The 12951-nt window shown below is 45.8% G+C and carries 14 protein-coding genes; 5 read left to right on the top strand and 9 right to left on the bottom strand.

Annotated elements, in window-relative coordinates:
* From kdsB to A3756_RS08420, 7 genes are all read right to left on the bottom strand, one after another.
* On the bottom strand, positions 1–362 hold a 362-nt coding region (gene kdsB / locus A3756_RS08450), incomplete at its 3' end, for a 3-deoxy-manno-octulosonate cytidylyltransferase (RefSeq protein ID WP_068553327.1).
* 26 nt (positions 363–388) lie between these two features.
* Entirely contained in the window at positions 389–574 is a 186-nt protein-coding gene (locus A3756_RS08445; RefSeq protein ID WP_068516292.1) for a Trm112 family protein, read from the bottom strand.
* On the bottom strand, positions 567–1619 hold the full coding sequence (gene lpxK / locus A3756_RS08440; protein WP_068516289.1) for a tetraacyldisaccharide 4'-kinase: 1053 nt from the start codon (positions 1617–1619) through the stop codon (positions 567–569). Before lpxK ends, A3756_RS08445 begins: the two co-directional genes overlap by 8 nt.
* Positions 1612–3381 (bottom strand): lipid A export permease/ATP-binding protein MsbA, encoded by a 1770-nt coding sequence (gene msbA, locus A3756_RS08435; protein WP_068516286.1) that lies wholly within the window; start codon positions 3379–3381, stop codon positions 1612–1614. The genes lpxK and msbA overlap by 8 nt, the downstream gene beginning before the upstream one ends.
* Positions 3382–3416: 35 nt before the next feature.
* On the bottom strand, positions 3417–3836 hold the full coding sequence (locus tag A3756_RS08430) for a biopolymer transporter ExbD (protein ID WP_068508176.1): 420 nt from the start codon (positions 3834–3836) through the stop codon (positions 3417–3419).
* Positions 3833–4468, bottom strand: a complete 636-nt coding sequence (locus tag A3756_RS08425; protein WP_068508177.1) for a MotA/TolQ/ExbB proton channel family protein — start codon at positions 4466–4468, stop codon at positions 3833–3835. The genes A3756_RS08430 and A3756_RS08425 overlap by 4 nt, the downstream gene beginning before the upstream one ends.
* 149 nt (positions 4469–4617) lie before the next feature.
* The gene (locus tag A3756_RS08420; RefSeq protein WP_068516283.1) at positions 4618–6903 is read right to left on the bottom strand and encodes a DNA internalization-related competence protein ComEC/Rec2; all 2286 of its coding nucleotides are present in this window, start codon (positions 6901–6903) and stop codon (positions 4618–4620) included.
* A 38-nt stretch (positions 6904–6941) separates the two neighbouring features.
* Here A3756_RS08420 and A3756_RS08415 point away from each other — a divergent pair, with 38 nt between their 5' ends.
* On the top strand, positions 6942–7481 hold the full coding sequence (locus A3756_RS08415) for a DUF2062 domain-containing protein (protein ID WP_068509714.1): 540 nt from the start codon (positions 6942–6944) through the stop codon (positions 7479–7481).
* Here the strand turns inward: A3756_RS08415 and A3756_RS08410 are convergent.
* Both A3756_RS08410 and A3756_RS08405 read right to left on the bottom strand, forming a co-directional pair.
* Entirely contained in the window at positions 7478–8185 is a 708-nt protein-coding gene (locus A3756_RS08410) for an ABC transporter ATP-binding protein (RefSeq protein WP_068516280.1), read from the bottom strand. The genes A3756_RS08415 and A3756_RS08410 overlap by 4 nt on opposite strands.
* Positions 8178–9419: a lipoprotein-releasing ABC transporter permease subunit gene (locus tag A3756_RS08405; protein WP_068516277.1), complete on the bottom strand. Its 1242-nt coding sequence runs from the start codon at positions 9417–9419 to the stop codon at positions 8178–8180. The genes A3756_RS08410 and A3756_RS08405 overlap by 8 nt, the downstream gene beginning before the upstream one ends.
* 171 nt (positions 9420–9590) lie before the next feature.
* Here A3756_RS08405 and A3756_RS08400 point away from each other — a divergent pair, with 171 nt between their 5' ends.
* The 4 genes from A3756_RS08400 to aat all read left to right on the top strand — a co-directional run bounded on the left by A3756_RS08400 (position 9591) and on the right by aat (position 12950).
* Positions 9591–10169 carry a PilZ domain-containing protein gene (locus tag A3756_RS08400; protein WP_082865155.1) on the top strand — a complete coding sequence of 193 codons (579 nt, stop codon included), beginning with the start codon at positions 9591–9593 and terminating at the stop codon, positions 10167–10169.
* Positions 10170–10185: 16 nt separating this feature from the next.
* Complete coding sequence (locus A3756_RS08395) at positions 10186–11100, top strand: MoxR family ATPase (RefSeq protein WP_068516275.1); 915 nt, start codon at positions 10186–10188, stop codon at positions 11098–11100.
* A gap of 135 nt (positions 11101–11235) precedes the next feature.
* On the top strand, positions 11236–12186 hold the full coding sequence (trxB, locus tag A3756_RS08390; RefSeq protein ID WP_068516272.1) for a thioredoxin-disulfide reductase: 951 nt from the start codon (positions 11236–11238) through the stop codon (positions 12184–12186).
* A gap of 62 nt (positions 12187–12248) precedes the next feature.
* Positions 12249–12950, top strand: a complete 702-nt coding sequence (gene aat / locus A3756_RS08385) for a leucyl/phenylalanyl-tRNA--protein transferase (RefSeq protein WP_068553326.1) — start codon at positions 12249–12251, stop codon at positions 12948–12950.
* Position 12951 lies beyond the last annotated feature (1 nt).

Genomic DNA, 12951 nt, shown 5'->3' with positions numbered 1-12951 from the left:
CCTGGGGCTAATGACAAGTTCTTAGCAACCTGATTAATCACCTTTGGCGGAATAAGCGGTTCATCACCTTGAACATTGACAACAATATCATCATCTGCCAAAGCAAGTTTGGCAACTACTTCCTGCAGCCTGTCTGTTCCCGAAGGGTGCTCAGCAGAAGTCATCACAACCTTGGAACCAAAGCCCAAAGCGACCTTTTCAATACGCTCATCATCTGTCGCAATAACAACTTCTTCGGCATCTGATAAGCAAGCTTGCTCATAAACCCGCTGAATCATCGGCTTTCCGGCAATATCCAACAGAGGTTTACCCGGCAAACGGGTAGAGGCATAGCGAGCAGGTATAATGACCTTAAAAGACATACGTCCCTCCTTTTCTGTGTGTGTGCTTATTTACCCAGTTTCTCATCAGTTGTAAGAGTCCGCGCTTCAGTCTCAAGCATCACTGGAATGTCATCCTGTATTGGGAACGCCAAAGCATCTACTCGACAGATCAGTTCCTGTTTTTCCTGGTCATATTGCAACTCCCCCTTACAACAAGGGCAAGCCAAAACCGAAAGTAGTTTTTTATCCACGAGAATTTCCTTCTATTTTTTCAATAATCAAATCGGCCAAGTTAGCACTCAGCTCAGCTTCTACAGGCAAGTACCAGGCATCTGACAAACCTAAAGAACGACATTTGACAGCATCTTTCTCCGTCATAATGATCGGAAGCGTTTCCGAAAAGCCAAAATCATCGATAGAGTAAGCATGATGATCTTCGAAGGCATGACGCATAACAATCATACCACTGCGCTCAAGCACCTCAAAGAAGCGTTCCGGGTTGCCAATGGCAGCAACAGCATTTACCGGCTGACCCGACAATTTATCCAAAGCTAAGGCTTGATTGAGACCATCCTGACCGGGATCAGCCTTCAACGGCAGTAAGTTGCCTGGTCGTAAATCCATTCGAATGTAAGGCTCTGATGAATTCACGCCAGGTAAATCATCAGCACCGTTGATCACCTGAAAGTCCAGCTTCTTCATTCGAGACTGGCTTTCACGCAAAGGCCCCATCGGAAGTAAATATCCATTACCCAAGGCTCTTTGACCATCGTAAACACAAACTTCCACATCACGCTGTAGCGCATTGTGTTGCAAGCCATCATCACTTATAACAACATTACAACCTTGAGCTTCCAGTGCCTGAACTGAGAGCTTTCTATTAGGACTAACAAATACCGGACAATCAAGCGCTTGCTTTAGCATGAGTGGCTCATCACCCACCTCTTCAGGCAAGCTATCGGCTAACACTTCTCGACACTCTGTAGATGGAATTGATGCACCGTACCCTCTGCTGACGATACCAGGCTGATAGCCTCTTTCCTGAAGCGCTTGCACCAAGTATGCAACCAATGGTGACTTTCCAGTCCCGCCGAGCGTAATATTGCCAACCACTATAATGGGTAAACTGGAACGATATGAGGTCTTAAAACCTAAGCGGTATAGCCATGCCCGTATGACCAAAATAAGCATATAGATAAGTGACAGTGGTGCCAGCAGGTATAGCCAAGCAGCACCTTGGTACCAAGCATCGGTTATGCTCGTTGAAGCAGCACGTTGCTGATCCTGACTAGGCATCGTCCGCCAGGTTCATATTGTAAAGTTTGGCGTACTCACCATTTGCAGCCAGAAGTGATTGATGTGTTCCCTGCTCGATTACACGACCTTGGTCCATCACTACAATTTTATCTGCATTTTCTACAGTCGATAGGCGATGCGCGATCACAATTGTTGTACGTCCCTCCATCAATACCTCCAACTCACCTTGAATAGCTTTTTCTGACTCTGTATCCAGGGCTGAGGTCGCCTCATCGAGAATCAACACTGGCGCATCTTTCAGCAAGGCTCGTGCAATAGCGATACGTTGACGCTGCCCACCGGACAACGAGACACCGTTATCGCCAAGCTCTGTATCAAAGCCCAGGTCTTTATCCTCAATAAACGCTAATGCATTAGACTTTCTCGCAGCCTCTTGTACATCCTCGATCGAAGCACCTTCCAAGCCTCCATAGGCAATATTCTTGGTAAAGGTATCGTTGAACAAGGTCACCTGCTGAGTAACCAATGAAATCTGATCTCTAAGAGAACGCAAGGTATAGTCTTCGACTGGCACACCGTCTAAGGTAATGCTGCCAGATTGGGCTTCGTAAAAGCGTGGAATCAGGTTCGCCAGTGTCGACTTACCACTACCGGAGCGGCCGACCAAAGCAACGGTTTCACCAGGCTTGATCGATAAATCAATATTCTTCAGGATCGCTTTATTACTTCCTTCGTAAGCGAAGTTAAGATCACTAATCTCAATCGCACCTTGTACTCTGGCACTTTCGAAGCTTCCTTGATCTTTCTCAGGTTCGGCATCAATCACTGCAAACAAGTCCTTAGCGGCAGCCAAGCCTCGCTGAATCTTTTCATTTACCTGAGTTAACTGACGAATAGGTTTTGCCATGGTCGCTGCCGCGGCAATGATCACCACGAAGCTCCCGGCAGTCATATCGCCACGGACATCTGGAGCGAGCGCTAACCAAACCAAAACCGCGATCGCTAATGCGACTAGAGACTGAATAACCGGTGTACTGATAGCTTTAGTCATTTCAAGCTTCAAAGCTTGCTTTAAGTTATATTCACTAGCCTGATTAAAGCGGTTTGACTCATAGTTCTCCCCACCAAATATGCGCACCACTCGGTATCCCGATACGACCTCCGAGGTTACATGCGTGACATCACCCACTGATGCCATAATACGTTTACTTAACTTACGAAAGCGCTTACTCACATAACTTACTAAGGCACCAATCATTGGACCAATTGCCAAAAAGATTAAGGTCAATTTCCAGTTAGCATTGATCATCACAATAAAAAGGCCGATCACAGTCAAGCCCTCCCGTACAATCACCGTTATTGCATCAGTTGCAGCTGAAGAGACTTGTTGAACGTTGAAGGTAATTCGAGAAATCAAATGTCCCGATGCGTTTGAGTCAAAGTAGTAACTGGGCAGTTTCAAATACCGGTCAAACACTTGGGTGCGTAACCGGTGAACGATATTCTGCCCCACATAAGCTATGTAGTATCCACCCAAGAACCCCCCTATCCCGCGCATTGCAAACAAGGAAAAAATCAGCAAAGGCAGCATCAAGCGATTTTCTTCAGTGGGATTTTCAACGGTGGTAATGACCGTATCCAGAGCTTGAGCCATTAACGCACTCGCACCCGCATAGATAGCGTTACCAATAATACTAAGAATGAAAAAGAATTTTAGTGGCTTTATATAAACCAGCAGACGCTGATAGAGCGCCCAATTTGATTCATTTAATTCAGGAAGGGCTTCCGAATCTTTACTCATAGACTACCAACAAACAAAGGCTGCCAGACAGCAGCCTATTTTGATTTATTCCGCTGCGTTGTGATACTCAACTGCACAAAACCCAACTGCCCAGCAACATCCATCACTCTAACTACATATTCGTGAGAAGTTTTTGCATCAGCCGTAATAATAAACGGAATTTTAGTGTTACCTTCAGACAGTTTCTGAACGGCTTTTTTAAGCGTGTCTTCAGAGTTATTAACCAAGCTGCGATCATTTACCGCATACTCACCTTTGGCATTGATAATCACCTCAATCTCTTTTACAGCTGGCTTCGCCGGCTCTGCACTGGACTGCGGTAAATCAATTTCCAAATGACTCTCTTTGGTGAAGGTGGTAGACACCATGAAGAAAATCAATAACAAGAACACCACATCAATCAGTGGCGTTAAGTCTACTGATACCTCTTCACCGGACTGACGTTTAAAATTCAAGAGCTCTGTTCTCCATCACGTGAAGGTTCACGGTCACCATGGATAACTTCGACCAAGCGTAAAGACTCTTGCTCCATATCTACGACAATCTCATCTACACGGCGTAAGAAATAACGGTGGAAAATTAGAGCAGGAATAGCAACTGTCATACCCGCGGCAGTCGTTATCAATGCTTCAGAAATACCACCCGCTAGAGCAGCGGCATTACCGGCACCTTCTAGCTGCAACTGAGCAAAGACTTTAATCATACCAATAACGGTACCCAACAAGCCCAACAAAGGCGTAATCACAGCAATCGTTCCAAGTGCCGTTAAAAAGCGTTCCATTTCATGCACCACATGACTGGCTTCTTCCTGAATGCTCTCTTTCATGATCTCTCGACCATGACGAGCATTTGCCAAACCAGCTGCAAGAACTCGACCTAGCGGTGCAGCTTCTTTTAACTCTTTCAACTTACGCGAGTTAAGTTCTTTCTTTTTGATAGCAGCCCACAAGTCCTGAACCAAAACCTTTGGTGCCAATCGGCTGACCCGCAAAGTCCAGAAACGCTCAATAATGATTGCCAGCGCCAATACCGAACAAAGCAGCAAAGGAAACATGATTATGCCGCCCGGCTTCAATAAATCTAACACGCAGAAGTCTCCCCAAGTAATTTTCGAACCGCTGTGACCAGCAAAGGTACCCGACTAAATACCAAGCCTAATACTGACGAACAGCAGCTTCTATCATCGCTTATTTTAGTGCCGATACTTTAGCATACTTAGAGATTTAGAAAAGCCCGTTAGTTTTTATTTACACTATCTTCATGTACTGACCAAAAAGTCTCTCGCTCGATGCGTGCCACCGCTACATTTATAGCCTCTCCACCTAACAAAAACCTTAGAGCGCCATGCGAAGCAGTCGATAATACTTCCACTCCCATCAACCTGGATCTTTCCAATACATCTGCATGGGGATGACCAAATCGATTCATATAAGCGGCCGAAATTACCAGAATCTTAGGCTGAACATTTTTTAACAAGGCAATGGATGTCGCATTTGCAGAACCATGGTGACCCGCGATGAGAACGTCAGCCTTCAATGAATCTCGATAGCGCTCTACTAAGTGCATTTCAGCCTCTCCTTCCAAGTCCCCCATGAGCAGAAAACTCTGACCCCGATAGGTAAAACGAAGCACGCAAGAGCGATTATTTGAAGACGCCCCAAATTCTGCCCCAGCCGCAAAAGGGTAAAGAACCTCCAGGCGCCCCCCCGTATACTCCCAAGACATTCCAGCGGCGCAAGGTTTTTCGTTCATTAAGCCCGATACACGACCCGGCTCGCCAGACCACAAGTGCGTAGGCTGCAAATATTCCTCAACGCGCGCAGCTCCGCCCGCATGATCCGCGTCACCATGACTCACTATCAACCCACTAATATTCAGCAACAACTCTTGTTCACGGAAATAGGGGAAAACTGCACTTTCAACCAGAGAATAGCTTCCCAAGGCTAACCCGGTATCATAGAGCCAGTACTGACCGCCCCAGATCAATGCGATAGCCAAACCCTGCCCCGCATCGAAAACCAAGACCTCGGACTTCGGCTCCTTTAGCACTGAAGGCGTGTAGAGCACCAATAACAATACCGCCAGAAACACTGCCCGAAGCAGATAATTGCGAATAAAGAAAACAAAGCTCAAGAATAAAACCGCATAAGGAATTAATAAGACATTGCTTGCCCCAAAAGAAAACTCAGCTAAAAGACCAATTAAAGATGACAAATACTGAACCAGTAACTCTAAACCAGCATCAGAACAGCTCATCAAGATCTCACCAACTGGCCGACTCAAAAACGAGATACCTAAAGCAACTAAAGATACAGGCAAAACAAACAACGAAACCCAAGGAACGGCAAACATATTTCCTAATAAGCTCGCCAGCCCCTGAACATTGCCGATCAGGGCATTAATAGGAGCGAGGCCGACAATCAAAACCAACTGCAGCAACAACAGTGAACGCCAGCTTGCATCCATATTTAGTGCAAACCGTGACAACAATATAAGCAAAGCCACACAAATAAATGAATACCAAAAGCCAATATTCATGGGCGATAGGGGGTCGAATAAAAGTACCATAAACATTGCGGCACAATAAATCGCCAAATAGTCTCTGCGCCACCGCCCTGATAAAAGCACCAGAGCCAACACAGACATTACCCAAGCCCTGATGGCAGATTCACTCCCGCCAACCATAATGACGTAAGCAAGGCCGAAAAAAGCAACGACTGGCACTCGAAAAGCAGACCAGACCAAGAGCTTATAGAGAAAAAACATCACCAGCCCCACATGCAGGCCCGAGATAGCAAGCAAATGCTGTGTTCCTGTGTACTGCAGAACTCGTGAGTCTCCAGGACTAATTTGCCCCCGATCTCCCAGGATCAGGGCCCTAAGTAGACCTTTATGTTCTTTATCTAGGAGTAAGTTATTGAGATAGTCACCTAAACTCATACGGTATGAATTCAGGCTAGAACGAACTCGGTCCGCCAATGTGAACCCAGCCTCATCTTCAGCACTTTCGAGCACCTCCACAATTCGTCCAATTGCCGAAATTTTTTTATAAAACAGGTACTGTTCGAAAGAGCTGCCGACAAAATTCAAGCTTGCTCGCGGAGGCTTCAAAACAACACTCAACTTGTAGTAGCGCTTCTTTAAATCGAGATTAAGGGTATGAGAAAATGAGAGCCTTACTTTTTTACCCAATATTTTTCCATTATTGTCTGATGCTTCAAGCACACAAAAATCAGCCTTTGAATACAAGTGATAATCCACCGGCACAGAACAAACATAAGCCTCAATAGTTTGACTCCCACTATCGAGAGATCTATCAAGACGCGCTTCCAAGTATTCAGCAATCAGAATGTGAGTAAACAGAAGACCAAGCAAGCAGCTTAAGAGCGGCAAAAATAGACGTGTCTTAACCAAGCCCAAGCAACAAATTGAAAACAAAATATAAATAAAGGCGGGTAACAATTCCCCATAACAATAGAGTATGATAGGGCCCACACAAAATGCGGCCATCAAATAGAACATAAACTCATCCTTGAGCCTGACTACGAAGTGAACTTTTTATGCCAAAAGATCTGATAAAAAAATATCTTCCAGATCCCGACGCAATTCGTGAAAACAAATCCCTTAAGTTCTTGGGACCTCTAGTTCACCAGCCTAACTTATGGCATTTAAACCGCCATTCAGTCACTAAGGCCTTTGCCATTGGCTTATTTTGGGCATGTATCCCTATGCCCTTTCAAATGGTTGCTGCGGCACTGTGTGCGCTGCGTTTCAACGCAAACCTACCGGTTTCCCTGGCCTTAGTGTGGATTAGCAACCCACTTACTATGCCACCTATTTTCTATGCAGAATACTTATTAGGCGCCTGGATTCTTGATATTCCCGCTTCACCTTTCGAGTATGAGCTTTCATTCGAGTGGTTAAAAGACAAACTATATGAAGTCGGTATTCCTATGTATTTTGGCTCTCTCGTAGCCGGCTGCGTACTTGGCGTCACAGGTTATTTCGGCATAGACGCCATTTGGAAACGCGCAACCCTTAGAAAGTGGCACCACCGAGTCGCTGCCAGAAAAGCGAGAAAAGATAACAAGTCCGTTTAAACTGAAGCCTGCTCTGCAGCACTCCAGGGCTTCAACACACCTTCTTCCATGATTAATACTCTGTCCATCTTGTGCGCTAATTGCGTATCATGCGTTACGACAACGAAGCCTGTATCCAGCTCACGCTGCAAGGTCAGCATCACATCTTGGATCTTTCGTGCTGTGGTTTCATCCAAATTTCCCGTCGGCTCATCCATCAATACGCACTTTGGCTGATTGACCAGCGCACGAGCAATGGCAACTCGCTGACGCTCTCCTCCCGACAACTCAGAAGGCTTATGTTTAGCGCGTGCTGACAAGCCCACTAAGTCAAGCAATTCAAGCGCTCGCGCTTCTGCCAAACGCCGTTTCTGGCCAGCAATGAATAAAGGCATAGCAATATTCTCTACCGCCGTAAACTCCGCTAACAAGTGATGAAACTGATAAACAAAGCCCAGATTCTGATTTCTCAACTCTGTTAGGCGCGCCTCTGAGCACTGACTCAAGTCGCTACCACAAAGCCTTACAAGACCTTCGCTCGCTTTATCCAAACCACCCAATATATTCAACAAAGTCGTTTTACCAGAGCCGGAAGCGCCCAATACGCTGACCGACTCCCCCTTGCTAAGGGTGAAGTCTAAATTCTGAAAAATCGAAATTGGCGCAACAGCATCATCATAGTTTTTTGAGATGCCTTTCGCCTCAATAATTACGCCATCATTCATAACGCAAAGCCTCCGCGGGTTGAACTTTGGAAGCCCGCCAAGCCGGGTAAAGTGTTGCTAACAAACTCATAATCAATGCTGTCCCGGAAATAACCAGCACATCATCAAGTAAAAGTTGAGAAGGTAAGTCACTAATAAAATAGACATCCGGGTTGAGAAACTGCATCTTCAGAAGACTCTCTATTCCCTGAATAATATCGCTGACATTCAAAGCGAGTAGCACGCCTAATACGGTGCCGACCAGGGTTCCTACGATCCCGATATAAGCACCTTGCACAACAAATATCCCCATAATCGCCTTGGGGCTCGCCCCCATGGTGCGGAGGATCGCTATGTCAGCTTTCTTATCCGTCACAACCATCACTAAAGTAGAGATAATATTAAAGGCGGCAACCGCAACAATAACCATCAACAATAGGCCAATCATAGTCTTTTCCATGCGAATTGCCTGAAACAGGTTTCCGTGGGTTCTGGTCCAGTCTACGCTATAAAAACCTTCATCCAGGTTCATCGCTATCTGGCGAGCAATATAGGGTGCATCAAACAGGTCATGCATTTTTAAGCGCAAGCCGTGCACTGAACCTTTGATACGTAACATTTTTGCCGCGTCATCCATATGAATCATGGTCAGCGAAGCATCCAGGTCGGCTCCTACACTGAAAATACCTTTTACAACAAAACGCTTTAACCTTGGAAACACACCTGCAGGCGTTAAGGAAGCTTCGGGTAAAACGACAGTGACTTTATCCCCGACATCAACGCGCAATTGCCGGGATAGTATTTCACCGATAATCATGCCGAACTCACCTGATTTCAAATCCTCAAGAGAACCTCGAATCATATGCTCACTGATAATCGAGACCGATGTTTCTTCTTCAGGTAAAACGCCATTCAGCTGAACACCGTGAACTGCACCGTTACGCGTCACCATTCCTTGAGCATTTATAAACGGCGCGGCAGCAAGCACTTTCTCATTTTCAAGTACAGAATCCTGAAGTGTTTGCCAGTCTCGCATATCACTATAAGGTTTAATCACTGCGTGCGGCACCATACCCAAGATTCTTTGCTGTAATTCACGATCAAAACCGTTCATAACAGAGAGCACAGTAATAAGTAGAGCCACACCAATTATCAAGCCCACCATCGACGTTAGCGAGATAAATGAAATGAAGTGGTTTTTGCGCTTCGCCGATGTATAACGAAGGCCAATTAAGACAGGATAGAATTTAAACATGGCGCGATTAAACCACAGCCCCCCTAAGCAAACAACACCTTGTTTGTCAGTTCCTTTGCGCGGCATTCACAAAAGCCGCAAATCAATTCAGCGAAGCGAGCATTTCTTTGCTTTAATTAAAGCTATATATCTTTTTAAACCTCTATTTGTTGAAGCAAGCTGTCCCGACTTATGAATGACGATATTGAAACCATTACCGAACTCGCCAATCGACGACAATATTTTCGCGTTGAAAATAAAGCGTCCGTTGACATTGTTCCCAGAGCTGACAATCAAACTGCAGCGGAATGTTTTGAACTAAGCCCCGAGTTTGGTCTGATCTCTGAGTTTCAGCTATTGGATGTTGAATCAAAGCATCTACTCCGAACGCTGACAGATAAAGATAAAAACCTGGGGCAGTTTTTAAAAGTAATGAACAAGAAACTCGACGCCTTATCGAGAGTGCTGGCAATGAACAACCAGCAAAACTCAAATGACAACATTCAAACTGTTAACTTGAGTGAAGGAGGCTTGGCACTTAAGAGTGAGTCGGAATATACCAAAGGGCAAAGCGTCGCAATCAAGCTTATTTTACTACCCAGCTATAGCGGCTTAATACTTGAAGGCGATGTACTTTCATGTCGAGGATCGCAATCACCTTATGAGGTGCATATTGCTTTTACCGATATATCGGAAGCTCACCAGCAGTTGATTGCACGCCATATTATGCGAGTCCAAACCCAAAACAGAGCATCCACCCCCACTTCATAAGTCTATAGATTCTACTATGAGCAATATCAAAGCGATTCAACTTGGCCTTAGCCAACTCAACAAAGTTATTCTAGGCAAAGAGAATGAAATTAAGCTAGCCCTGACCTGCTTGCTTGCTAAAGGCCACCTGCTCATCGAAGACTTGCCTGGCATGGGGAAGACAACATTAGCACACGCTTTAGCAGGAACTTTGGGCTTAAGCTATCAACGCATCCAATTTACCAGCGACTTACTACCTGGTGACTTACTGGGCCTGAATATTTTTAACCGAGAAGACGGTAAGTTCCATTTTCACCCCGGCCCGATATTTTCCAACCTTGTACTCGCTGACGAGATCAATCGTGCCAGCCCTAAAACCCAAAGTGCTCTGCTCGAAGCAATGGAAGAGCGCCAGGTCACACAAGAAGGTGAAACCCGCGCACTCCCTGAGCCCTTTTTCGTCATCGCCACTCAGAACCCTAGCGACCAGTCAGGTACTCACGCGCTGCCAGAGTCACAATTAGACCGATTTATGATGCGCATATCACTAGGTTACCCAAGTGAAGACGCTGAAAAACAACTACTCAAAGGTATTGATCGACGCGCGCTGGCAAATCAATTACAAGCAGTGTTGAACGAGAATACTCTCAGCAAAATTCAAGCTCTAGTATCCAAAGTTCAGTGCTCAGACAGTATCGTCAACTACGTCTACCGGCTGGCAACATTGAGTCGTTTAAAAAGCAATGAAACACACGGTTTATCGCCTCGCGCAAATATATCTCTGATTCAAGCGGCTAAAGCCTGGGCACTTATTGAAGGCAGGGACCATGTTTTACCTGATGATATTCAGGCAGTCTTTCCAAGCGTCGCAGAACACCGCCTGTCTAACGGACAAGCAAAGCAAAGCAACCCTTTGAGCCAAAACATTTTAAAATCTGTTGATATTTTTTAAACTATCCCCATTAACAGTTTATTATTCTGCGAGCCCCTATATCTGTAGCCACGACCTATAGAGCTTGCTGAGCAGCATTTTTGCACAACATTATTTAGTACCAGTTTAAACACTTATCGTTGAAGGACATTTCTCATGAGCGAAGCAAAACACTCCAAAGTCATTATTCTTGGCTCAGGCCCTGCAGGCTATACAGCTGCAGTCTATGCAGCACGCGCCAACCTGAACCCAGTTGTGATTACAGGAATGCAGGCAGGCGGACAATTGACGCAAACAACCGACGTCGATAACTGGCCTGGAGATGCTGAGGGCGTTCAAGGTCCTGAATTAATGCAAAGAATGCAGCAGCATGCCGAGCGCTTCGAAACAGAGGTTATTTATGATCACATCAATAAAGCAGAACTAAGCCAAAAACCTTTTCGCTTAACGGGCGATTCTGGTGAATATACTTGTGACGCACTCATTATCGCCACCGGTGCTTCAGCGATGTATTTGGGCCTAGAGTCCGAAGAAACGTTTGCCGGCAAAGGGGTCAGCGCCTGTGCAACTTGTGACGGATTCTTCTACCGCAACCAGACTGTTTGTGTAGTTGGCGGCGGAAACACTGCCGTTGAAGAAGCGTTGTATCTATCCAATATCGCTAAAGAAGTTATATTGATTCACCGTCGAGACACACTTCGCTCGGAAAAAATTCTTCAAGACAAGCTTTTGGAAAAAGCTGAAAACGGTAATATTCGCATCGAGTGGAACCATACTCTAGAAGAAGTGCTGGGTGACGATGCAGGCGTAACTGGCGTGCGCGTCAAGTCAACCGAATCAGGTGAAGAAAAAGAAATACCAACAATGGGTGTCTTTATTGCTATCGGCCATAAGCCCAACACCGAGCTATTTGATGGCCAACTAGAAATGAATAATGGCTATCTGACCATAAAGTCTGGCCTCGAAGGAGGCGTAACAGGCACTAGCATCCCTGGCGTATTCGCCGCCGGTGATGTAACTGACCAGGTATACCGTCAAGCAATTACTTCAGCTGGCTTTGGTTGTATGGCTGCACTGGATGCAGAAAAGTACATCGACGCATTATAAGTATAACCCCCGGGCGGGTAAGCTTGACGCTTAACCGCCCTGCTCGCCTCAAAGGATATTGAATGGCCAACCTCCCCTGGCTGGATGCGAACGACGACTTCCCTCCCATTGAACAGGCTTTGCGCGACCCAGACGGCTTACTCGCTGCCGGAGGTGACCTTAGCCCTGAACGACTCATTCACGCCTATTCCCGCGGCATATTCCCTTGGTTCTCAGATGATCAGCCTATTCTTTGGTGGAGCCCCGACCCTCGCTGCGTTGTAATTCCTGATGAAGTACATATCTCCAAAAGCCTGAAGAAACACATTCGACAGAAACAGCCCAGGCTCAGCTTCGACCAAGCTTTCCCAGAAGTCATCAGACATTGCGCTCGACTCGATTCCGAGGAAGGCACCTGGATTACCGAAGAAATGGAAGAGGCATATTACGCTCTGCATGAACTAGGCGTTGCTCACTCGGTTGAAGTATGGGAAAACGAAGAACTTGTTGGTGGGCTCTATGGCCTAGCCATTGGCTGCTGTTTTTTCGGTGAATCAATGTTTTCATTAAAGCCCAATGCATCGAAAGTTGCCTTCGCATGTCTAAGCCAACAGCTGCATAAGTGGGGCTACGCTATTATTGACTGCCAAGTTGAAAACCCCCATTTACTAACACTCGGCGCAAAATGCATCGATAGGTCAGATTTTTTATCTATACTTAATAAAAATATTAAACGAAGCCCCTTACATTCCGAGTGGGCATTCGCCAATCAAGGCAACGGATAAA

The sequence above is a fragment of the Oleiphilus sp. HI0086 genome (assembly GCF_001635225.1).
Note: the sequence above shows the minus strand (reverse complement) of the source record. Positions and strands in the feature narration are given on the sequence as shown.